This window comes from Micrococcaceae bacterium Sec5.8, assembly GCA_039636775.1.
In the GTDB taxonomy this organism is placed as follows: Bacteria; Actinomycetota; Actinomycetes; order Actinomycetales; family Micrococcaceae; genus Arthrobacter.
Window position 1 is genome coordinate 1,820,817 of record CP143429.1, and the last position, 21,040, is coordinate 1,841,856.

Here is a 21,040-nt window from a genome sequence, read left to right on the forward strand (position 1 = left end):
AGCAATCGAATTTGCCGGCGAGTCCAACGGCGGCCAGGAGGAGAGCATTGAGGAAACCCATTTCACACTCCGGCCAGAACATGCACATCAACCTTGAAAACTGCGCGTTCGGACTGGAGCGATCTGCAGGGAAGAGACTTAGGCGAGGCGGGAGTGCTCGTTGCTCGTTTGTCCATTTCAGTAAGCTCCGGCTCAGGAAACCCCGTCGTGGTCTATAGCCGCTCGTTTTTCTTTGCGCTGGGCACGGAAAGGTTAGGGTGGGGGTAGTGACACGGGGTGCTGTCCGCCTACGGAGCAGCTGAGAATCCACACCCGTTGAACCTGATCTAGTTCGAACTAGCGAAGGGATGTCGCGAATGGCTATTCGCTATACATCGGCTGACTGTGCTCAGTTGCTTGAGGAATTGAGGGTCCAAAGCCCTCTGGTTCAGTGTCTGACCAATGCTGTGGTCAGCAACTTCACGGCGAATGTCCTGCTGGCCATCGGAGCGGCGCCGGCGATGGTGGACATTCCTTCCGAATCCGGGGAGTTCGCCTCCGCGGCCTCCGCGGTCCTGATCAATCTGGGGACTCCCCGAGAAGAACAGCGGGCCGCGATGGTCGAAGCCGCTCGGGCTGCCGATGCTGCTGCAACCCCCTGGGTACTGGATCCGGTGGCCATCGGAGCCCTGTCTGTCCGCACCGCGTTGGCTCATCAGCTTGTTGGACTTCGCCCGCGTATCATCCGCGGCAACGCGTCCGAGATTTTGGCTTTGGCTGGAGCGGGCTCCGGGGGCCGGGGAGTGGACTCGACTGAGGGTTCCTTGGCGGCTCTGGGGGCTGCGAAACGTCTGGCTGCTTCCTTCTCCTCGGCGGTGGCGGTCTCCGGCGCTGTGGACTTGATCGTGGGGCCCGACGGGGAGGCCGTGGGTGTGGCGAACGGGCACCCCCTCCTGACCAGGGTGACCGGTGGTGGGTGTGCTTTGGGCGCGGTGATGGCCGCCTTCGCTGCCTTGACGGACGATCCGCTGCTGGCGGCGACGACAGCCACTGGTGTTTATACCGTGGCCGCAGAGCAGGCAGCGGTGCGGGCACAAGGCCCGGGAAGTTTTGCTTTGGAGTTTGTGGATCGGCTGTCGGGCATCACTTCCGATGACGTCATCGCGGGACTGAACCTCCGCCGCGACGTCGCGGCGGATGGCCTTCGATGACGCGGCCGGGCACCGGAACAGGCACCGGACAGCACTGGACGCCAGCGTATAGGGCTCGACTAAGACGATACCTGCCCGTGTACCTAGTGACTGATACGAACCAATGCGGCCCGCGGACGGTGCCTGCTGTTGTGGCATCGGCGGTGGCGGGGGGCGCAACTCTTGTACAGGTGCGCGACAAGGAAGGCTCCACCCGGGAGCTGCTGCATCTGCTGATAGCCGTTGCGGAATTGGTTGGCAACCGCGTCCCTGTGCTGATTAATGACCGCGTAGACATTTTCCTGGCCGCTCGGGCGGCAGGAGCACTAGTGGCCGGAGTCCATGTCGGCCAGTCCGATCTGCCCGCCGAGCTCATCCGGACCCTCGTGGGTCCGGAAGCTATCGTCGGATTGAGCGCGGCAACCGATCTGGAGATCCGGACGGCGCACGAGCTAACGGCGGGGACGGTGGACTATCTGGGAGTCGGCGCCGTCCACGCCACCGCCACGAAGGCCGATCATCCCCGACCGGTGGGGATCGACGGCTTCGGCGCCCTGATCGCTTCAAGCACTCTCCCGTGCGTGGCGATCGGCGGGATCACCTTGGCTGATGTACGCCCACTGCGTGACGCCGGCGCTGCCGGGGTCGCCGTCGTCTCCGCAGTCTGCGCATCCGATGATCCCCGGGCCGCATCCGGACTGCTGAAGGAGCAATGGTGTCTCTAGAGAGTTCAATTCCACGCGTCCTAAGCATCGCCGGAACAGATCCGACCGGGGGTGCCGGAATTCAGGCGGACCTGAAGAGCGTGGCCGCAATGGGCGGGTACGGGATGGCGGTAATCACGTCGCTGGTGGCACAGAACACCCGCGGCGTCCGCTCCATGCACACACCGCCCGCACAATTTCTCAACGAACAGCTCAACGCCGTCAGTGATGACGTCACAATCGATGCGGTGAAGATCGGCATGCTCGGAGATGCCGCAACGATCGCGGTCGTCCGGGACTGGCTCCGCCGTGTGCGGCCCCCACTTGTGGTTCTGGATCCCGTCATGGTCGCCACCAGTGGGGACAGGCTCCTGGCCGCCGACGCCGAAGCCGCACTGAGAGAACTCGTGGGGGAGGTAGGCCTGGTGACCCCTAACCTTCCCGAGCTCGCCGTCCTCGTCGGCGAACCAGTCGCCTCCAACTGGGCGACGGCAATCGGGCAGGCCAGGAAATTGTCCTTGGTCTGCGGGATCGTGGTGCTCGTCAAGGGCGGCCATCTGAGCGCCGAATCCAGTCCCGACGCACTCGTTGACGCCACCGGCCAGCTAAATGGTACCGACGGGGTAGTCGTGGAGTTCGTATCCCCCCGGGTGGCCACGAAGAATACGCACGGGACCGGGTGTTCGCTGTCTTCCGCCGTCGCTACGGTCATGGCCCGCACCGGTGATTGGACAGTTGCTGTTTCCCAGGCGAAAGACTGGCTGCAGGACGCTCTCAACCATGCTGATGAATTGCACGTCGGCCAAGGCAACGGGCCGATCCATCACTTCCATCGACTCTGGACCGTAACAGATGCAACACCAGGTGTCCCGCCGCAGCCACCATCACGAAACCACCGGAAAGATACAGCGCACGTATTCGAGTCCGCCATCCCGAAGAGGCCTTCTACTGGGAGCGAACCCGATCGAGCGAAAGAATAGGCCCGGAATGCCGCTGCACGTGGTTGAAGAGTTCGATTGGGAAAGACGTGGGCCTTCGCAAGAAAAGCTAGATAAAGCGCCACAATCCCCGCTAGTGCCTCAAGAGCAGAGCGACGCCATAAGCGTCACTCATGGCGACCAGTATTGGGGCAGCTAGGAGGAAGGCTGAACTGAGTCGGGAGGTTCTGTAGCTGTGACCCCGCAGAGAGGTCGCCCAGCGAACGGCGTAGACGACGTTCGCGATCATGTAGGGGATCGATCCGACCGCGTAGAACAGCGAGAACATGATGCCAAAGCCGACTCCGCGAAGCCCTCCGGGCTGGTACATGCTTGCCGGGAGAGCGAAGCTGACAGAAATCCCAATGAGAGCCACTGCACCAAGCCCACCAAGGGCCATCAGGACTGTACGGAAGGTCCCCGCCCACATCGGCAACGCGTTCGAGGTGGGCGGGGCGGCGTAGGCAAAGCCGTCAGGTTCGTTCCACGGGGCGGGACCGTGAAGATCAAGATCCCCAACAGCGCAGTGGCGCCCCTGCACGGTCGACGAATGGCAAGGGGGTTTGGGCGCGGGCATTCAACCCGAATTGGCCGAGATATTGGCGGCAACCGTCGTACCATACGGTGGACGTAACCAGAGAGAGGACCCCACATGGCCTGCGAGGGCTGCACGACATCTTCACAACTCGACTTCGATTTCAGCATGGCCTTTCAACCGATCTACGACGCCGTTGCCGAGCGCGTATGGGGCTACGAGGCGCTGGTCAGAGGCTTGTCGGGCGAGGGTGCTTTTGACGTCTTGTCAAAGGTCTCACCGGAACAGAAGTACCGCTTCGATCAAGACTGCCGCGTCAAAGCAATCGAACTGGCATCGCGCCTGTTTCCTGCAGGCGAGGATTTAAAGCTGTCCATCAACTTCATGCCGAACGCGGTCTACGAACCGGCTGCATGCCTTCGTGCGACCCTGCTTGCAGCCGGGCGATGCAGCTTTCCGACGTCGTCAATCATGTTCGAGTTCACGGAGAATGAGGAGGTCGCGGACACCGCTCATCTTCTGAATATCATTACCGAATATCGCAAGCACGGTTTTACCACCGCCATCGACGACTTTGGTGCCGGTCATGCGGGCCTGGGGCTCTTAGTAGACTTCCAGCCAGACTTGATCAAGATCGACATGAAGCTTATCCGGGGAATCGACGCCAGCCCTGCGCGTCAGGCCGTTGTTGCTGGCATCGTCGGCATAACCAGAGAGCTCGACATCACGGTGCTCGCTGAAGGCATTGAAACCGAAGCTGAGTTCCTGGCTCTCAAGGAAACCGGCATCCGCCTCTTCCAAGGATATTGGTTTGCAAAGCCAGCATTCGAGGCGCTTCCGAGGGTACATTCCGATGACATCGCTGCCGTCTAGCGTTCAGCGGATACCTCCGGCGGAGAACGTGAACGCCGGCCTGGTTTTTCGGCAGAGAATGAATGAAATCGGGGGAGCAGCAGCTCGCTTAGGATGCTGGGAGCCGCGAGATGACAGGTGCAACGTTGATGATCCATAGGACTATTCCAGCGGCGATCAACACCAGTAACAGGCCTAAGCCAAGCAGGATCAAGGGCGCGTTTTCACGGGTCCAAAAGCGGTGTCTGCGCTTTGGTGACATCGATTACACCTCACTGTCAGGGTTCTGGGCGGGCGGATTTACTGACCCCTCCGCTGGGCGTGGTGGTCGCGCGGTTTCGGGCCTGCTGGGCTCCGTCAATAGCAGTCTGTCCACGAGGCACTGAGGAAATTGGTGCTCTGCGTAGTGCCGCACTGCAACAGCGAAAGCCATCGCAGCGAACCACCGGCACTCCGGTAAGTCGTGTCCGCCGCAGTATCCGCGGCTACACCAGTTCAAACCATGCTGGGCTCGCCGACTGTGTCCTCCATGGGGATCCCCTGTGGAACCGCTGTGCAAACGGCTCCTTGAGGTCTGGTTTTGCGCGGACTCCTGCCGCAAAATGCCTAGGTGAGCCACGCAGGCCGCTGTTGCCCTTAGGCCATGCCGGGATGGACTTTGGTCAACCTCGGGAGCGGCCGAGTTCGCTACCCGCCCGGTGAATCGTTAGCATCTGAAATGGCAGTGCGGGTGGGCTTTCCGGCGCCCGACGGCGGCGGGTGATCAGGAACGAGGCATGTGTGCGATCTCAAAAGTCAGACCATGGGGATTTGGAAGACATCTATCGGGAACTTCACCGTCACCCGGAATTGTCGTTCCAGGAGCACAACACCGCTGCATTGGCAGAGAGGGAACTCCGCGGGTTAGGGTTTGACGTCATTGCCGGGGTTGGCGGCACCGGTGTTGTCGGCATCCTCATGAACGGCGATGGACCCACGGTGATGCTGCGCGCTGACATGGACGCCCTTCCGGTGAATGAGCTGACCGGGCTCGACTATGCAAGCCTGGTGCGGGGAGTCGATCAGGAGGGCCGCGACGTTCCAGTGATGCATGCGTGCGGCCATGACATGCACACCACGTGTTTGATTGGGGCAGCGAGACGGCTGGCGGGCGAAAGTGACACATGGACCGGGACATTGGAAGTCTTGTTTCAGCCAGCCGAGGAACTCGGTGCAGGCGCAGCGGCGATGTTGAGCGAGGGATTGTTTGACCGAATCCGGCGCCCTGAAATTGTCCTCGGCCAGCACGTCTCGCCTCTTCCTGCCGGCGTAGTCGCCCTCCAGCCGGGGCCGGCGTTTGCTGCGTCCGATGGCATCCGGATTACCCTTTACGGGCGCGGCGGGCACGGATCCCGACCAGAAACCACTGTTGATCCCATTGTCATGGCCGCGTCCACCATCCTCCGGCTGCAAACAATCGCGTCCCGGGAAATTGCCGCCACTGACACCCTTGTGCTGACCATCGGTTCGGTCCACGCGGGAACGAAGAACAACATTATTCCGGACTCTGCGGAGATCCTCGTTAGCTTGCGGTCCTTCGACCCCGCAGTTCGGGATCGTGCCATCGCGGCGATCCGGCGGATTGTCCACGGCGAATCAGTGAGCGCGGGGGCACCCAGGGAAGCGACCGTCGATATCTACGAGAGTTTCCCCAGCGTTTACAACGATCCCATTGCCGCCGAGCGAACAGGTTCAGCCCTCGCCGGTGTCTTCGGTGAGCAGAATGTGTGGGAACCCGGGCCGGTCACCGGAAGTGAGGATGTTGGAATGCTGGCTCTGGCCGCCGGGGCGCCGTGCAGCTACTGGTTATTGGGAGGAAGCGACCCGGCTCTGTTCTCGGCTGCGGAATCGGTCCAAGACATGAGGAGGATCGTCGGTCAGCAACCCTCGAATCACTCTTCCCACTACGCACCGGCCATTCAACCCACCCTCAGCGATGGCGTCGACGCCTTGGTCTTCGCCGCCCGCGAGTGGCTGACCCCGGTTAACCCCAAGGCCGCTTTGCCGTGAGGTAGCGGCTGCGTGAGCGAGGTTACGCCGTCCAGCACGCGGACTGGAAGGCCCGCATGGCCGTGCGGCTTCCGCCGAAGTGTGCCGAGGAGATCCCGCTGGATCTTCTCGGTCTCATCACCGGACTGCCCGCTGGGGCTGCGCAGATGCCCTGGGATGGCCCGAACGTGCGGATCATCGAACACCAGGCCCATGCCCCGGGCCATGCAGCGCTGCTGATCGAGGAGCGCGGTGTCCTCATCTCCGGCGACATGCTTTCTGACATCCTGATGCCTGTCCTCGATCTGGAGGCCGAGAATCCGATCGAGGGCTACCTTGCCGAGCTGCTGCTGTCGGAGAGCGTGGCCGACGACGTTGTCGCCGTCATCCCCGGTCATGGCTCAGTCGGCGGAGCTGAGCAGCTACGCGCACGAGTCAAACAGGATCTCGCGTACGTGGGCGGCCTGCGAGACGGCGGTGTTCCCGGCGACCCGCGGGTTGGACCATCGGCCCCGTTGGAATGGGCTGCCTGACGTGCATCGATGGCAGCTTCAGCGGCTCGCCCAAAAAAACAGAATGGGTCGCCCGAAATATTGTCTCTGACCGGACAGGGCACCCTATGGGCTGGCGCGAAAGTGCAACTGCTGGCGCGGCCGCGCCGGAGGGTGTTCGGGTCCCGGCTCCGCCTCGACGTTTAGAGGGGGCCGTAGCTCATGTTCCCGTAAGGATCCCGCCACCTGGACAGATCATCTTCCACGGCCCTGCGAAGAGCCGGGTCTTTTTGGACCCTTCGCCGGAGGGACTGCCGGGCCCGGCCCATCACCACCGAGGGGACAAGGATGCAGGCCGCCAAGAGAGCCACTATCAAGAGGTAGGCACCAACCACCGTCACAAGCGAAGACGGTCCCCTCGACGCGATCCCCGGCCAGGCCGTGACCAGCATCCCGCCCAGGACGGTGGCCAGAACGGATACCATCAGCATGCCCCCGCGTGCCGAGCCTGGACCCCGGCTGATCAACAGCCTGTCAGTTTTCGGCAACGTGGCGCGCGCCCGCTTCCAATAAAACACTCCAAGGACCGCTAGAGCGGCTCCCATCAGGCCGAGGAGCAGGACCCCGGCAGGGTCGCCCGATATGCCGGAGACGAACGCGCCACTCAGCATCAGGACAAATCCGCCGCCGATCGCGCTGCTCCAGGCGGCAGCCAAGGTGCCTTGAACGTCGGCTAATTGCCGCAAACGGGACGGGGCACTCGGCGGGCTGATCCGGGCAAGCTCCGTAGAAAGCCAGTAATCGAGAGGATGTGCTGGCTGGGCGGCAGCGAGGGGAGTTGAAGTCGTCATGCCGGCCTGGAGGCCCGTCTCCTGGCCCAGCCGGTGGTCCAGGTCTTTTTCAGGGAGGGGAGGAAGCGCTCGCGCATTGTGGGGCAGCACCGGCCTGCTACCGACGGCCGGTCAGTCCGGCAGTTCGCGCGGCAAGAATTGCCTTGGCAGCGAAGACCACTCCGGCAAGAAGGAGGACGACGGCCGTTACCACCTGGTACCACGCGCCGTCGGACGTCAGTGCGGTGTATACGCCGATGAGAGAGAACATCATCGCCGCCAGCGACCAAATGAGGGTTGCCCTCTTTGTGTTTTCCATGCGCCCAGCCTAAGCCACAATCTAAACGGGGCGGCCGCAACGTCACTCTCACCCCGGCGTCCGGGGGCCGCACGGGGGCTTATGGCCCGTGACAGTGGAATCTCCGGCCAGGAGAATTGGCCGATGACAAAGCCACGAAACATGAGTCAGGCTTTTATGCTTGCGTCGGTGTCCGCCGGGCTGGTCACTTCGGGCTTTCTGTTCCGGCGCTTCCAATTGCGCTGGGGTGCCACCGACGCCGAAGCCGACGGCGGGCTCCCGGGCGACCGCTTCCTGCCAGTTGCCGATCTGCAGTCAACGCGCGCGATCACCATCGCGGCTCCGAAGGATAGCGTGTGGCCCTGGTTGGCGCAGTTGGGGCAGGGGCGCGGCGGACTCTACAGCTACGACGTCCTTGAAAACCTCGCGGGCCTGGACATCCACAGCGCTGATCGTGTCCACCCGGAGTGGCAAGACATCAAGGTAGGGGATCGCTTTCACCTGGCCCCGGCTGCGTCCGCTGATCTGGAGGTGGGGTTGGTGGAGGAAGGCAATGCTCTTGTGCTGCGCGTTCCTCCGGGTTCCCCGCCCGGGCCGTTCGATTTCTCCTGGGCCTTTGTCTTGCGGCCACAATCCGACGGCGCAACCCGGCTCGTGGTGCGCGAGCGGTATGCATACCGGCAGTGGTGGGCCGGGTGCCTGGTGGAGGCGGTGGAGGTTGCCAGTTTCATCATGTCCCGGCGAATGCTCCAAGGGATCAGGACCCGCGCGGAGGGCAAGTTTCAAAAGCCCTGCCCATAACTGCCGCGGCGGCACCTGGACATTCCCACTAGGTGCACCGATCCGCCCGGGCCCCGGGTGAGAGGCGTCATGTGGCGCCCCCGCGAGCCCGCTCAAGCCCGTCACCAGGCAGTGCAGCGAGAAGCCCAAACCGCTCATGCATGAGTGCATGGCCCGCGCCGGGCACGTGCCCGGCACAACACGGCTGCGGTGGCGGCGGGCGGTGGCCCGTGTGCACAACGAAATCTCCGGGGTAACTGCGGCGTTGCTCAGGTTCGAGTTCACCGTACGCGTCAGCGTCCTGAGAACTCACCCGATGTCCGGAAGGTGCTGCGAGCGCTCCGCGGCGGGGCATGGCAGCAGCGTTCGTCGCTGCCAGGGAAGTCCCACTCCCGGGGACGCTGTCCGTTGCCGCCCTGGGGCCAGAGGTGTATAGGTGGCTGTAACGGTTGCACGAAATAGCTTCCGGACATCTGGGGTGTCACGAGTGGGTCGGCTTACCGGCGTGTCGCTACGGAGGTACCTGATGATGGATGAACGTGAGCCGGATCTCGGTCAACAAGAGGATATCGAGAACATTGAGTGGGTTCTTGATCCGACGGATCAGGCACTGAACGCAAGTCACAACCGGAACGGACTGCCCGACCCTTTCTGTGGCGAGGTGTGACGACGCCTGCTTCTGGCTGAGATGCAGTTCAGCCGCTGGATGGTGAGGCGCGTGGAAGAGGTGAGTTTCGATCAGGACCGCAACGTGACGCGCCGCCTCACAATCGACTTCAATGTTCGCGCCGACGCGCCCGTCGTCACCGACAAGGTGGGCGACCGGTTCTGGATTGTCCCGATAGCGCTGATGAGACGGCGCACATTAGTGAACATGCGGATTACTGACGAGATCGGCCATGGCCTGCCGACACCGGGGATCCGTTTCACGCAGCAACTTGACGAATCCCAGCGAAGTATCCTCCGGTCTGGTGCCACTCGCCGAGAGTTCCGTCGTTCGGGCCGTCGTCCATCTGCTCCGCAGGAACTTTTCCCTTTACGTATTCCTCCCCGCTGGCACCCCGTGCGAACCGGGAAGGCGGCATCGGCTCCTCAACCTTGAGTTCAGCGAGCCCACAGGGTGGAACCGCATGACCCCGAGCATGCAGCAGGTCAAGGGGGTCTTGCAGTACGAGCATGACCATCGGACTGCTCCTGGCACCGGATTCGTTGCCAGGCACACGTGGAGACTCGGACAGGCGTGGCGGAAAGTCTGGACGAGTGTTCCTGTTGCCCTGGGGCTGAAGCCAACGAGCATGCGGTTGCAAGTACCTGGGGCCGAAAACGCCGCGAGTTATCATCTCGAGCTCACTGCCCCCGCAGGGGTCGAAGTGGTTCGCGCCCGCCTGCTCGCCGGCCGGCCCAACGAGGAAGGCCCCCGCTTCACGAACGACCACGTGGTCGGCCACACTGCAACGGTCGGCCTCCGCGGAGTAGAGATACCCAACGGCTCGCTCTGCCTGGCACAAGTCGACTTCAGGGTTACCTCGCGGGGGTGGCTGACTAACGCGGTTTTTTCGTGCGCGCTGGTTACCGCGGGTCTGCTATGGCTCTCAATCCTGGCTTCGCGGCATTCCATGACATGGTCGGCGGCGCAGGTTACAAACATCATCGCTGTGCTTATCACGACGGCTGCAGCAGTGGGCGCTACGATCGCACATTCAACATTTACGGGAGTGGCGGCGCGCATGGTGGCCCGTCTTCGCGGCCTCGCAGCGGTGGCGGTCGCGCAGCCGATCATAGCGGCAGGGGCGCTGGCGTTTGCAGATGAGACCAGCAGCGCCGCCCCCATGGTCCAGTTGCGCCAAGGTACCCTCATCACTCTGTGGACGGCTATGTATGTCGCTTTCATTGTTTTCTTGCTCATCGGCGGGGCGCTGGGCCTGAGCCTAAACTGCGAGCGGAAAGGCTCCAAGATGGCCTCACCATGGGATACGACGACGGACGATGACAGCGATGAGGAGTCCCCGCCGAACTATCGAGACGCCCTCGAATCGTGCGGATTCAAAACGCCCGCCATTGGGATACTCTCAGCCGAGGGCTGGCACGAGCGGTACGGGTGGACCAATGAGAAACAGGAAGCGACGGTCCGTGCGCTTCAAAGGCCAGCCGCGGGCTTAGCCCGTAGACCCTCCACCTGCGACCGAGGACACACGGTATGCGCCACTCAGCATTTGTGCCCCTACGAAATACTCCGACCAGACGCGCGACGCGTCCTGAATTGAAGCTTCAAGCCGCGCATCTGTTGCTAAGGACATGCCTCAGCGGCGCGCACGAGCCAGTGTTCACCACCCGGCCGTGCCCGGGCCACCCTTGAACGGACCAACGATTCGTGTGGTGATCCAACCGCCGTAAAAGTCGCCGTCTTGGAAGGTGACCTGTTCGCCGTCGACCTCGCAGGAGTCCATGTGACCGGGGTAGAGCGCCACTCGGGTCCTAAGCGCCTCGAAACCCCGAGTGGGTTCCGGGTAGGTCCACCCGGCACGGGAACCAACCACTCCGCCGGCGACGACGTCGAAGTAGTGCGCTTCGCCCTTGAACTCGCAGAAGCTGGTGCCCTCAACTGGAACGAGTACGCCGGCGGGGAATGAGTCCAACGGCAAGTAATAGACGGGCGGATGACTCGTCTCCAGGACGCGCACAGCGTCGGTGGTGTCCGCGATCACCTGCCCGCCAAGCCGAACGATGACCCGTTCAGATCGTGGCTCCACCCTCGGCGGGCGCGGGTAGTCCCACACCGATTCTTGACCGGGCTTGGGTTTGATGGGCTGGGGACGCCGGAAGAAACCGGAAAATCCGTCGGCAGGAGTCATGCTTCCATGGTGCCACCTTCTGCTGGGATGCCAGCATGAACGCCGTGGGGAGCCCGGAGGGCACCTCTGGCGGAAACCCGCCTCACGGGCAGGGCTTTGTTGCCCAGGATTAAACCGAAGGCTCCTCCGCGTCGAGCACCCGCTCCTGGGACATTCGACCGCAGGCCATCGACGTTATTGTGACTCTCTTGGCCATGTCCAATCCACAGGGTATGAATGAACGGAACTCTGGGTATCCGCGGGAGGTCCTCCCCGGCACCCGGAAGTCGTGCTGGCCAACTGCTTGTTGGCCAGTGTTGAAGGGGGCCCGAGCATCTAAACCTGACCCACGAACGAGAGGACGACCGATGAAGACGCAACGCAAAGTGGCGGTGCTGGGCGCAGGCATCATGGGGGCAGCCATGGCCCGGAACCTGCTGAGGGCCGAACATGAGGTCCACGTGTGGAACCGGGACCACGCCAAGGCGGCACCTCTCGCCGACGCCGGCGCCCGGGTGGCTTCCTCCCCGGCCGAAGCCGTCGCCGGCGCGGACGTGGTGGTCACAATGCTCTACGACGCTGCCGCGGTGACCGAAGTGATGAGGCAGGCCGCCCCGGGAATCCGGCCGGGCACTGCGTGGGTCCAGTCAACGACCGTCGGGGTGAACGACGCAGCTGCCCTCGCCGACCTGGCCTACCAGGTCGGCGTCGACTTGGTCGAAGCGCCCGTTTCCGGCACCCGTGAGCCCGCTGAGGCAGGCCAGCTCCTCGTCATCGCCGCCGGACCCGAGGCAGTGCGTGAGCGTGTGGCACCGGTTCTGGACGCAATCGGCGCACGCACGGTCTGGACTGGTCAGGATCCCGCTGAGGGCTCGGCCACCCGGCTCAAACTTGTTGTCAACAGCTGGGTCATCGCTGCCTCGAATGCCGCCGGCGAGATCCTGGCCCTCGCCGAGGCCCTCGGGGTGGATCCCCAGCAGTTCTTCAACCTCATCGACGGCGGCGGTCTGGATCTGCCGTTCCTGCGGACAAAGGCCGCCCTTATTCTTGAGGACCGCTTGGAGCCGGCATCCTTCGCGGTCGATACCTCGCTGAAAGACGCCCACCTTATCCTCGACGCGGCCCTCGAATACGGTCTGCGGCTCGACGGCGCCGAGGCGTCAGCGGCACGTCTCGGACGGGTCGCTTCTCAAGGCCGCTCCAAGCAGGACATGGCCGCCGCTTACTACGCCAGCACTCAATAAGATCCAGAATGGTCGGAAAATCTCGTCGACGCATGGAACGAGTCAGGATTGCCCTGTTGGTTGATCGTCAGTGACCGAGCCCGCCAGCGAAGGCTACCGAGACGTCGGGTGCTGACGTCAGGGAATTGTGCACGGTGCAGTGGGATGCGACAGCAAGGAGAGGCCCGCGGCGCTCGACGGGGACGCCGGCCGGGACGGTGATACGCACCTCGATACGGGCAACGCGTGCAGGGCGTGAGCCCATGGCGAACTCCGCTTCCACGGCCAAGCCGTCGGTGGGCAGCCCATGCCGTTCCAGATAGCGGCGTACGTAGAATGCCACGCAACCGGTGAGGCTTGCAACGAACAGTTCTGTCGGAGTGGGGCCGGTGTCCTCGCCGCCGTCGCTGGCTGGCTGGTCCGTTCGGATGATATGACCACGGACATTGATGTCAAAGCGGTCGCCACCCCGGTGCACGGCGCGTACCGGGTGGGCTGCGCCGACGGCGCCACTGAGGGGCGGCGAGGCACTGCCTGAGGTGGTGACTGGGTCGCTGCGCATGTGTCCTTCTGGATCTGTCGGTTCGGCATGGCTGTGGCCCAGGGACGGGTCCACTGAGTACTTAGGATGCGGGGGCGGTAGCCATTTTCGTCCGGACCTCTTCCATGTCCAGTTCCTTGATGCCTGTGATCAGCTGCTCCAAAGCGGTCGCGTTCATCGCTCCCGGCCGGGAAAAGACAAGGATGCCGTCGCGGAAGGCCATAAGGGTGGGGATGGAGGTGATGCGGGCGGCGGCGGAGAGTCCTGCCTCCGCCTCAGTGTCCACTTTCGCGAACACGATATCGGTGTGGGTCTCGGAAGCCTTAGTGAAAGTGGGGGCAAACATCCGGCAGGGGCCGCACCAGGCAGCCCAGAAGTCCCCCAGCACGATGCTGTTGCCGGTAATAGTGTCGTTGAAGGACTTTTCAGAAACATCAATGGTGGCCATGGCTAAATTCTATACCCCCAGGGGTATCTGTTCAATGGGGCGTGGACAGGTTCTCAGTTTGCATTTATACCCCCGGGGGTACCAAGATGGAAGAGCAGTCACCCACCGAGCTTGCCGGTCCGTACCCTGTCCAAATCCCCGTAATTCTCGGTCCAGCAGTGTTAGCGCCCCGTCCTACCGAAAGGTCCAGCCCATGGAAATCACCCCGCAGCAGCTCGCGGAACAGCTCAAGAGCGGCAGTGACGCCCAGATTGTGGATGTCCGCGAATCAGCTGAAGTCGCCGAGGGCATGATCCCCGGTGCCAGGCACGTCGCCCTTGGTGAGCTGGCCGGCCGGCTCCACGAACTGGACAAGGCCCGGCCCGTCATTGCCATCTGCCGCAGCGGGCGCCGCAGCGCGGCGGCCGCGGATCAGCTCACGGCGGCGGGCTTCACTGCCTACACCGTGCCTGGCGGAATGCTCGATTGGACGGCCGCAGGCTTTTCCACCGTTTGACCCCCCAGGGGACCCGGGCGGCATGTCTTCGTGTGCTGCCCGGGCTTCCACTTGCCTGGTCCGTGTTTTCTCTGCGGCTGACGGGCGGTGGATGGCGGACTCGCGCAAACGCGGTGCCGCCGCTAAGACATGTTCCACGATATATCGAAAGTGATGATGACTTCCTTGAATACGACCACCTCCGCTGCCTCCGCCCCGCAGTCCATTGATGCGACCACTCTGAAGGCGTGGGAAGAGAACCATGATGATTTGATGGTCATCGACGTGCGCGGCGGCGCGGAGTTCGATTCCCTGCACATCAAGGGTTCCTACCATGTGCCGCTTCCCATGCTCAGTGAGCACACCGAAGAGTTCGCGGCGAAAATGGGCACCCGCGTAGTTCTGGTCTGCCAGTCCGGGAACCGGGCCGAGCAGGCCCGCAAACACCTGGATTCCGTCGGCCTGGCCAGTGCCAGCGTCCTGACCGGGGGAGTGCCCGCCTACGCCGCCGCCGGCGGCACCGTGGTCCGCGGACGCGGCCCGTGGGCCATGGAACGCCAGGTCCGGATGACCGCGGGCTCCCTCGTGCTCGCCAGCATCGTCGCGTCGAAATTTCTCTCCCCGAAACTCGGCCTGGTCGCCGGGGGTATCGGCGCGGGCCTGACGTTCTCCGCAGCCACCAACAGCTGCGCCATGGGCCAGGTCCTCTCGAAGATGCCGTGGAACCGCTCCGCCAACGAGCCCACCGCGCACCAGGCCCTGCAAAACCTGGACGCCAGGGCATGATCCTCTCCGCGGCGGCGTTCGGGCTGATCGTCGGCGCCCTGCTGGGCCTGGTCGGAGGCGGCGGATCGATCCTCGCCGTCCCCGCCCTGGTCTACGGGGTCGGACTGCCGCTTGCCGCGGCCATCCCGACCTCACTCGTCGTCGTCGGTGCGTCCTCCGCCGTCGCGGTGCTGCCCCGGCTGAAGAACGGGGTGAACTGGCGGCTGGCGCTGATCATCGGCGCCGCAGGAACCGCCACCGCCTACCTCGGCGCGGCGGTCAACCGGCTCCTGGACCCGAAGATCCTGCTGTTGGCCTTCGCCGCGATCATGGTCTTCGCCGGCATCCGGATGCTGATGCCCTCCACAACCGCCGGCGGCTCCTGCGCACTGCCCGACGGCGGGGTCAACTGGCGCAGCTGCCTGCCCAAAGCCATCGCCACCGGCGCCGTCGTGGGCTTCCTGACCGGACTGCTCGGCGTCGGCGGCGGCTTCCTGATCGTCCCGGCCCTCACCCTGGTCCTCGGGCTCCCGATGGCCCTGACCGTCGGGACCTCCCTGGTCATCATCGTCATCAACTCCGCCGCCGGCTTCGCCGCCCACCTCGGCGACCTGCAAATCGACTGGGCCGTCACCGCAGCCTTCGCCGGGACCGCGATGATCGCCTCCCTCGCAGCCGGGCGCATCGGCACCAACATCCCCGACAAGGCACTCAAACGCGGCTTCGGCATCCTCGTCCTCGTCATCGCCGCCTACGTCACCGTTCAGGCACTCCTCACCTAAGAGTGCCTGCAAGGGAACAGGGAAGCGCCGGAAGACATATCCTCCGGCGCTTCCCCGTTTTCCAACGCCTGTGCCCGGGCATCACGCCAGAACGCCGGTCCCCGGTCCCCGGTCGTCAATGATGGTCGGTGTTGCGCATCCGGACGGCCACGAGGATTCCCGATCCTGCGGTGAGGGCGCCGACAACGGCGACCGCAGCGGGGATGCCGTAAGCATCAGCGAGGATGCCGGCGAGGAGGGCGCCGACGGCGAATCCGCCGTCGCGCCAGAGCCGGTAGATCCCGACTGAGCGTGCCCGCCAGGCCGGGTGGGCGACGTCGCCGATGGCGGCCAGCAGGGTGGGGTAGACCATGGCCGTTCCGGCGCCGAGCAGGACCGCGGCGGCCAGCCAGAGCCCGAAACCTGTCCCGAGGGCGACCATTGCCAGTGCCACTGCCTGGACGAGCATGCCGCCGACGATCAGCCATTTACGGCCGTACTTGTCAGAGAGTGCGCCGGTGACGAGCTGGCCTGCGCCCCAGACGGCGGGGTAGATGGCGGCGAGGATGCCGATCTTTTCGATGCTCAGTCCGGCGGCGGCGAAGAGCACGGGGAAAAGGCCCCAGGCGAGGCCGTCATTGAGGTTGTTCACCATGCCCGCCTGGCTGACGGAGGACAAGGATCTGTCCCGGAAGCTGGTCAACGTGAAGATTTCCCGGTTACTCAATTCTCCGTGGGCGGCGGCGTGGGCAGAGGTGTGGCTGGCGGCCTCCAGCCTGGCGTGGCCCCGGGTTTCCTTGACGGCGAAGACCGAGAGACCAAGGCCCAGGGCGATGTAGGCGGCGCCGAGCAGGAATGGTCCGGGGCGGAGCCCGTAGTTCGCGGCGATGTAGCCGGTGGCCAGAGCAGTGCCCGCGACGCCGAGGTAGCCGGCGGCCTCGTTCAGTCCCATGGCCAGGCCGCGGCGGGAGGGGCCGACGAGGTCCATCTTCATCATCACGGTGGTGGACCAGGTGAGGCCCTGGCTGATGCCAAGGACGACGTTGGCCGCGACGATCCAGCCCCAGGACGGTCCGAAAATTAGCAGCAGCGGGACGGGCAGGGCGATGAGCCAGCCTGCGATGAGGACGGGTTTGCGGCCGTAGCGGTCCGAGAGGGTACCGGCGAAATAGTTGGTGGCGGCCTTGGCGAGCCCGAACGCCAGGATGTAGGTCAGGGCGGCGGTGTAGAGGTCCAGGTGGAAGACCTGTCCTGCCAGCAGCGGCAGCACGGTGCGTTCCTGGCCGAGGGTGCCCCCGACGAGGGCGTTGACGGCGACGAGGAGCATGAACTGGGCCAAGTTTTGCCGCAGCCCCAGCGAGAGGCCGGCGCGTCGCGGGTTCTCCCGCCGGACCGCACGGTCCTGCGGTGAGGGGGCGTTACCGGGCGTCATCTGTGTACTCCACTTATTTTGGGACAGACGTTGGCGGCGGCCCGGTGTCCCGGACCGCCGCCAACGCATGTCAATCAATCACTTCAGATGGTGCCTGGATCAGTTGCTGGCGAGGGACCCCAGCGGCTGCCGGGCTTCCCATCCGGCGTAGCTGCCGTCGAGTTCGACGACGTCGTAGCCGGCGCGGCGGAGCGCGCTGGCGGCGACGGAGTTCCGGACCCCGCTTTGGCAGTAGGACACGATGGTGCCTTCGGTGGGGAGTTCGTCGAGGTTCCACATCACGCGTCCGCCGCTGAGCTGGTGGGAGCCGGGGATGTGTCCGGCGGCGTGCTCGGTGCGGTTGCGGACGTCCAGGACCATCGCGGCGTCGAAGCCGGCGAGGTCCTCAGGCTGGATCAGCTTCGGGGTGCTGATGGGCAGACCCTGAAGGCTGGTGAGGTATCCGGTGACGTTGTCGATGCCAACGCGGACCAGATGGTCCCACATCTCCTGCGCGGCGGCCTGGTCCGGGGCCAGGAGCACGAGCGGGTTCGTGTCGGTTTCGGGGTTGATGACCCAGGCGCCGAAGCTGGCCGTGGATTTCCCGGCCGGGATGTTCACGGACCCGGTCACGGTGCCCTGGTGGACCTGGTCGTTGGGGCGGGTGTCGGCGAAGATCACTTTATCTGCGGCAAGGTTGGCCGCGACGTCGGCGGGGGCGAGTTCTGTCAGGGGTTTGCGTTTGCCCATCACTGCAGGGCCGTCGCGGTTTTCGCGTTTCATCCGGCCGAAGTAGGCGTGGGCGTCGGGCTGGCCGTCGAGGAGCTCAGCAACGAATCCTTCCTCGTCGTTCGCGGCGAGGTAGGGGCCCCACCAGGAGTAGAGCCGTTCGTAGCCGACGGTGGAGGAGGGGATGGCGCCGAGGGCCTTGCCGCAGGCGCTGCCGGCGCCGTGGGCGGGGTGGACCTGGACGTGGTCGGGCAGGGTCAGGAACTTATCGCGCAGGCTGGTGAAGAGCTGCTTCGCCCCGGCGAAGCGGGTGTCGATTCCGCCGGCAGCCTCGTCCAGCAGGTCAGGGCGGCCGAGGTCCCCGGAGAAGACGAAGTCACCGGAGAGCAGGTACCCGGGGGTGTCGGCGAACGCGCCGTCGGTCACGAGAAACGAGAGGTGCTCGGGGGTGTGTCCGGGGGTGTGCAGGGCCTTGAGGGTGATGTTGCCCAGGGTGATCACATCGTTGTCGTTGAGGCGCTGGGCTTCGAAGCCGTACTGCCAGTCCGCTCCACCCTCGCCGGAGACGTAGGCGGTCGCGCCGGTCGCGGCGGCCAGTTCACGGGTGCCGGAGAGGTAGTCGGCGTGGATGTGGGTTTCCGTGACGGCAACGATCTTCATGCCGTTTTTGGCAGCCAGGTCCTGGTAGACCGCGATGTCGCGGCGGGGGTCCACCACGACTGCCTCACCCTTGGCCTGGCAGCCAATGAAATAGCTGGCCTGGGCGAGGTCCTCGTCATAAATGCGTTCCAGAAGCATGGGGCTCTCCTTCGTTGGGCGGTGGGGGAGTTTCCGTAAGGGATCCTCGTTCTTCTAACCACAACGGTAATACCCCTAGGGGTATCTTGCAAGTGGTTGGTGCCCGGCCGGTATCTCAAGCAGTAACTGTCAGCGCAGAGGAATGAGCCGCCCTTGACTACCTTGCGGGGCACCGGGGCCTGCCGTGGGTCCAGGCTTGCGTCGCGGACACCACCCCGCGGATTGACCGGGGCGCAGCAACCGTCGCCGGCGTCGTGCCGGTCGTACCAGTCGCTGGTCCACTCCCATACGCTTCCGGACATGTCATAGAGCCCGTAGCCGTTCGAGGGGAAGGAGCCCACCGGCGTGGTGGAACCGTAGCCGCGACGGGTACGCCAGGGGAAGTCGCCGTGCCAGTAGTTCGCGCGCGGGGCCGTGGTGGTCTCGGCGTCATTCCCCCAAGTGAACCGCGCCCTGTCCCGGGACAAGGTTTTCCGCCGGTGCGCCCGGAAAGAGGCCCGGGTCCAGGGGACGCTCCGCGACCGTGCGGTATCCGGTCTCGCGTACGAAGCGCACGAACTCGCGGTTGGTGACCGCCGTCGGGCTGATCCAGAATCCACCCACGCGCACCCGGCGCGCCGGCGCCTCCTCCGGGTAGTGTTTGTCCGAGCCCATGGTGAACTCACCGCCGTGGATGGAGATGAATCCCTCGGGAACGGCGGTCGACGGCGTGGAATGACGGCTCAATCGCCGCCCGCCAGAAACGCTTGCAGTTTGTCCACGGCCTGGTCGATGCTGAAGCTCGCCGCACGCTGGCGCGGGGGGAACTCCTCGAATGTCGCCAGGAACTCCGACATCAGCGCCTGGGCCGCGAGGACGAGATAGGCGTTCTTGAAGAGCCAGTCGAAATATGTGTTGGAGGTGACGTCGGCGCGCTCAAAGGGGTCGGTGCGCAGGTTGAACACCTTCGGGATCCGCAGCTGCACAAAGGGCTCGAACCACACCTGAAGCGTTCCCCGTACGCGTTGCTCCATGAAGACAACTTTCCAGTTGTCGTACCTCATCGCGAGCACGTCTCCGTCGTCGGAGAAGTAAACCAGGCCCTGGCGGGGGCTCTCTGTGGCTTCGCCGGTGAGGTACGGCAGGAGGTCGTAGCCATCAATGTGCACCTTGTAGGTGCGGCCGCCGATTTCCTTACCCCGCTTGAGGTCTTCGACCGTGGTCGTGTCGCCGGCGGCCGCAAGAAACGTCGGGAGCCAATCATGGTGCTGGATGATCTCATTCGACACCACGCCCGCCGGGATGTGCTCTGGCCAGCGGATCAGCTCAGGAACCCGGAAGGCGCCCTCCCAGTTTGTGTTCTTCTCGCTTCGGAACGAAGTCATAGCGCCGTCGGGCCAGCTGTTCATGTGCGGCCCGTTATCAGTCGAGTAAATTACGATCGTGTCGTCGGCTATGTCCAGTTCGTCCAGGTGATCGAGGGGCACTGAATTCATCGTCGACGGTTTCCATGCGCTTCTTGGTCAGTGGGCCGGTGTCCTCAATGCGCTGACGGCCCCGCCGTCCGAACCTCCCGTCCACGGTGTCGTCGTCGTTCTCCGTTGCCCAGGAACGGACTACACCGCGGGGACGGGCCCGCTCATTAAACCCGGGGAAGTCCTCGACGCTGGGCCAATTTGGCGATTCCGGTTCCTCCTCGGCGTTGAGATGGTAGAGATTGCCGTAGAACTCGTCGAAGCCGTGCACGGTGGGCAGGAATTCGTTCATGTCACCCAGGTGGTTCTTGCCAAACTGCCCGGTCACGTAGCCGTGGGGCTTAAGCAACTCCGCGATGGTCGGGTCCTCGGCGCGCAACCCAATGTCAGCCCCTGGCATGCCAACCTTGCTCAGCCCGGTGCGGAACACACTCTGCCCGGTGATAAAGGACGCCCGCCCCGCGGTGCAACTTTGCTGGCCATAGGAGTCAGTGAACCGCATCCCTTCCTCGGCGAGGCGGTCGATATTCGGCGTCCGGTATGGGGCTTGAGGACCAATGCTCGGGAAAGTCACGCTAAGCCGGTGGGGCCAAGTGTTAGAGGGTCTGCTCGGCACCGCTGTTACGCCGGGTCACGGCGCTGGGGTGGGTCGCCGCCGGATGCATGTTTCGTTGAGGTGGCCGTAGATCGTGGAGTGCGGGACCTGAAGCGGATCGGCGATGCGCTGAACGGTGTGGGCGCCGGCGTCGTAGAGCTGTTGGGCTTGGTGGGCCTGGTCCGCCTGCCGTTGGCTGTGGGTCGCTTCTTAGGACGAATGCGCTCCGGGATGAATCCGGCCAAGAGGAGGGGGTGCGCTTTGTCGCACCTTGGTATGTTCAGAGCGGGGTCTTGGGTTGAGGACTCCGTGTGACAGGACAGCTGACTTTTTGTCATGAAAATG

Annotated in this window: 21 protein-coding genes, 2 pseudogenes and 1 riboswitch; of the genes and pseudogenes, 12 read left to right on the forward strand and 11 right to left on the reverse strand. The window is 64.2% G+C overall.

Annotated features, from left to right (window positions below):
- The first annotated feature begins 262 nt into the window (after positions 1–262).
- Positions 263–365, forward strand: a riboswitch (TPP riboswitch).
- The 6 genes and pseudogenes from thiM to VUN84_08415 all read left to right on the forward strand — a co-directional run bounded on the left by thiM (position 357) and on the right by VUN84_08415 (position 6,798).
- A complete protein-coding gene (gene thiM, locus VUN84_08390; GenBank protein XAS65636.1) occupies positions 357–1,190 on the forward strand; it encodes a hydroxyethylthiazole kinase in 834 nt (277 codons plus the stop codon). (Overlaps the previous riboswitch by 9 nt.)
- Positions 1,191–1,276: 86 nt before the next feature.
- Entirely contained in the window at positions 1,277–1,894 is a 618-nt protein-coding gene (gene thiE, locus VUN84_08395; protein XAS65637.1) for a thiamine phosphate synthase, read from the forward strand.
- Positions 1,882–2,712: pseudogene (gene thiD / locus VUN84_08400) on the forward strand (bifunctional hydroxymethylpyrimidine kinase/phosphomethylpyrimidine kinase). The gene thiE and the pseudogene thiD overlap by 13 nt, the downstream one beginning before the upstream one ends.
- Positions 2,713–3,502: 790 nt before the next feature.
- The gene (locus VUN84_08405) at positions 3,503–4,258 is read left to right on the forward strand and encodes an EAL domain-containing protein (protein XAS65638.1); all 756 of its coding nucleotides are present in this window, start codon (positions 3,503–3,505) and stop codon (positions 4,256–4,258) included.
- Positions 4,259–5,047: 789 nt separating this feature from the next.
- A complete protein-coding gene (locus tag VUN84_08410; protein ID XAS65639.1) occupies positions 5,048–6,286 on the forward strand; it encodes an amidohydrolase in 1,239 nt (412 codons plus the stop codon).
- Positions 6,287–6,342: 56 nt separating this feature from the next.
- Complete coding sequence (locus VUN84_08415) at positions 6,343–6,798, forward strand: MBL fold metallo-hydrolase (protein XAS65640.1); 456 nt, start codon at positions 6,343–6,345, stop codon at positions 6,796–6,798.
- Between the two features lie 161 nt (positions 6,799–6,959).
- Here the strand turns inward: VUN84_08415 and VUN84_08420 are convergent, their stop codons facing one another.
- On the reverse strand, positions 6,960–7,607 hold the full coding sequence (locus VUN84_08420; GenBank protein ID XAS65641.1) for a hypothetical protein: 648 nt from the start codon (positions 7,605–7,607) through the stop codon (positions 6,960–6,962).
- A 97-nt stretch (positions 7,608–7,704) separates the two neighbouring features.
- The gene (locus VUN84_08425; protein ID XAS65642.1) at positions 7,705–7,905 is read right to left on the reverse strand and encodes a hypothetical protein; all 201 of its coding nucleotides are present in this window, start codon (positions 7,903–7,905) and stop codon (positions 7,705–7,707) included.
- Positions 7,906–8,073: 168 nt separating this feature from the next.
- On the opposite strand from VUN84_08425, the gene VUN84_08430 reads away from it, so the two are divergent.
- Positions 8,074–8,685: an SRPBCC family protein gene (locus tag VUN84_08430; GenBank protein XAS65643.1), complete on the forward strand. Its 612-nt coding sequence runs from the start codon at positions 8,074–8,076 to the stop codon at positions 8,683–8,685.
- 697 nt (positions 8,686–9,382) lie between these two features.
- Complete coding sequence (locus VUN84_08435) at positions 9,383–9,766, forward strand: hypothetical protein (protein ID XAS65644.1); 384 nt, start codon at positions 9,383–9,385, stop codon at positions 9,764–9,766.
- A 1,222-nt stretch (positions 9,767–10,988) separates the two neighbouring features.
- Here VUN84_08435 and VUN84_08440 read toward each other — a convergent pair.
- Positions 10,989–11,516: a DUF427 domain-containing protein gene (locus VUN84_08440; GenBank protein ID XAS65645.1), complete on the reverse strand. Its 528-nt coding sequence runs from the start codon at positions 11,514–11,516 to the stop codon at positions 10,989–10,991.
- A 347-nt stretch (positions 11,517–11,863) separates the two neighbouring features.
- Here VUN84_08440 and VUN84_08445 point away from each other — a divergent pair, with 347 nt between their 5' ends.
- The gene (locus tag VUN84_08445; GenBank protein ID XAS65646.1) at positions 11,864–12,739 is read left to right on the forward strand and encodes an NAD(P)-dependent oxidoreductase; all 876 of its coding nucleotides are present in this window, start codon (positions 11,864–11,866) and stop codon (positions 12,737–12,739) included.
- 67 nt (positions 12,740–12,806) lie between these two features.
- Here VUN84_08445 and VUN84_08450 read toward each other — a convergent pair whose 3' ends face one another.
- A complete protein-coding gene (locus VUN84_08450; protein XAS65647.1) occupies positions 12,807–13,280 on the reverse strand; it encodes an OsmC family protein in 474 nt (157 codons plus the stop codon).
- A gap of 61 nt (positions 13,281–13,341) precedes the next feature.
- Positions 13,342–13,707, reverse strand: a complete 366-nt coding sequence (locus VUN84_08455; GenBank protein XAS65648.1) for a thioredoxin domain-containing protein — start codon at positions 13,705–13,707, stop codon at positions 13,342–13,344.
- Positions 13,708–13,900: 193 nt separating this feature from the next.
- Between VUN84_08455 and VUN84_08460 the strand changes: the two genes are divergently transcribed.
- The 3 genes from VUN84_08460 to VUN84_08470 all read left to right on the forward strand — a co-directional run bounded on the left by VUN84_08460 (position 13,901) and on the right by VUN84_08470 (position 15,729).
- The gene (locus VUN84_08460) at positions 13,901–14,203 is read left to right on the forward strand and encodes a rhodanese-like domain-containing protein (protein XAS65649.1); all 303 of its coding nucleotides are present in this window, start codon (positions 13,901–13,903) and stop codon (positions 14,201–14,203) included.
- A 156-nt stretch (positions 14,204–14,359) separates the two neighbouring features.
- On the forward strand, positions 14,360–14,968 hold the full coding sequence (locus VUN84_08465) for a rhodanese-like domain-containing protein (GenBank protein ID XAS65650.1): 609 nt from the start codon (positions 14,360–14,362) through the stop codon (positions 14,966–14,968).
- Positions 14,965–15,729 carry a sulfite exporter TauE/SafE family protein gene (locus tag VUN84_08470; GenBank protein XAS65651.1) on the forward strand — a complete coding sequence of 255 codons (765 nt, stop codon included), beginning with the start codon at positions 14,965–14,967 and terminating at the stop codon, positions 15,727–15,729. Before VUN84_08465 ends, VUN84_08470 begins: the two co-directional genes overlap by 4 nt.
- A 115-nt stretch (positions 15,730–15,844) precedes the next feature.
- Here VUN84_08470 and VUN84_08475 read toward each other — a convergent pair whose 3' ends face one another.
- From VUN84_08475 to VUN84_08500, 6 genes and pseudogenes are all read right to left on the reverse strand, one after another.
- The gene (locus tag VUN84_08475; GenBank protein XAS65797.1) at positions 15,845–17,035 is read right to left on the reverse strand and encodes an MFS transporter; all 1,191 of its coding nucleotides are present in this window, start codon (positions 17,033–17,035) and stop codon (positions 15,845–15,847) included.
- A 204-nt stretch (positions 17,036–17,239) separates the two neighbouring features.
- Positions 17,240–18,646: an MBL fold metallo-hydrolase gene (locus VUN84_08480; GenBank protein ID XAS65652.1), complete on the reverse strand. Its 1,407-nt coding sequence runs from the start codon at positions 18,644–18,646 to the stop codon at positions 17,240–17,242.
- A gap of 137 nt (positions 18,647–18,783) precedes the next feature.
- Positions 18,784–19,113 (reverse strand): annotated as a pseudogene (locus tag VUN84_08485) (SUMF1/EgtB/PvdO family nonheme iron enzyme).
- Positions 19,076–19,372 (reverse strand): SUMF1/EgtB/PvdO family nonheme iron enzyme, encoded by a 297-nt coding sequence (locus tag VUN84_08490; protein XAS65653.1) that lies wholly within the window; start codon positions 19,370–19,372, stop codon positions 19,076–19,078. The pseudogene VUN84_08485 and the gene VUN84_08490 overlap by 38 nt, the downstream one beginning before the upstream one ends.
- Positions 19,369–20,121 carry a sulfatase-like hydrolase/transferase gene (locus VUN84_08495; protein XAS65654.1) on the reverse strand — a complete coding sequence of 251 codons (753 nt, stop codon included), beginning with the start codon at positions 20,119–20,121 and terminating at the stop codon, positions 19,369–19,371. The genes VUN84_08490 and VUN84_08495 overlap by 4 nt, the downstream gene beginning before the upstream one ends.
- Positions 20,048–20,674 carry a sulfatase-like hydrolase/transferase gene (locus VUN84_08500; protein ID XAS65655.1) on the reverse strand — a complete coding sequence of 209 codons (627 nt, stop codon included), beginning with the start codon at positions 20,672–20,674 and terminating at the stop codon, positions 20,048–20,050. Before VUN84_08500 ends, VUN84_08495 begins: the two co-directional genes overlap by 74 nt.
- Between the last annotated feature and the right edge of the window lie 366 nt (positions 20,675–21,040).

Excerpts from the sequence above, each read along its gene's own strand:
- VUN84_08420 (XAS65641.1), bottom strand. The coding sequence starts at position 7,607 with ATGACGACTTCAACTCCCCTCGCTGCCGCCCAGCCAGCACATCCTCTC.
- VUN84_08450 (XAS65647.1), bottom strand. The coding sequence starts at position 13,280 with ATGCGCAGCGACCCAGTCACCACCTCAGGCAGTGCCTCGCCGCCCCTC.
- thiM (XAS65636.1), top strand. The coding sequence starts at position 357 with ATGGCTATTCGCTATACATCGGCTGACTGTGCTCAGTTGCTTGAGGAA.
- VUN84_08455 (XAS65648.1), bottom strand. The coding sequence starts at position 13,707 with ATGGCCACCATTGATGTTTCTGAAAAGTCCTTCAACGACACTATTACC.
- VUN84_08445 (XAS65646.1), top strand. The coding sequence starts at position 11,864 with ATGAAGACGCAACGCAAAGTGGCGGTGCTGGGCGCAGGCATCATGGGG.
- VUN84_08415 (XAS65640.1), top strand. The coding sequence starts at position 6,343 with ATGGCCGTGCGGCTTCCGCCGAAGTGTGCCGAGGAGATCCCGCTGGAT.
- VUN84_08475 (XAS65797.1), bottom strand. The coding sequence starts at position 17,035 with ATGCTCCTCGTCGCCGTCAACGCCCTCGTCGGGGGCACCCTCGGCCAG.
- VUN84_08440 (XAS65645.1), bottom strand. The coding sequence starts at position 11,516 with ATGACTCCTGCCGACGGATTTTCCGGTTTCTTCCGGCGTCCCCAGCCC.
- VUN84_08495 (XAS65654.1), bottom strand. The coding sequence starts at position 20,121 with ATGAATTCAGTGCCCCTCGATCACCTGGACGAACTGGACATAGCCGAC.
- VUN84_08425 (XAS65642.1), bottom strand. The coding sequence starts at position 7,905 with ATGGAAAACACAAAGAGGGCAACCCTCATTTGGTCGCTGGCGGCGATG.
- VUN84_08465 (XAS65650.1), top strand. The coding sequence starts at position 14,360 with ATGACTTCCTTGAATACGACCACCTCCGCTGCCTCCGCCCCGCAGTCC.
- VUN84_08460 (XAS65649.1), top strand. The coding sequence starts at position 13,901 with ATGGAAATCACCCCGCAGCAGCTCGCGGAACAGCTCAAGAGCGGCAGT.
- VUN84_08405 (XAS65638.1), top strand. The coding sequence starts at position 3,503 with ATGGCCTGCGAGGGCTGCACGACATCTTCACAACTCGACTTCGATTTC.
- VUN84_08470 (XAS65651.1), top strand. The coding sequence starts at position 14,965 with ATGATCCTCTCCGCGGCGGCGTTCGGGCTGATCGTCGGCGCCCTGCTG.
- VUN84_08480 (XAS65652.1), bottom strand. The coding sequence starts at position 18,646 with ATGCTTCTGGAACGCATTTATGACGAGGACCTCGCCCAGGCCAGCTAT.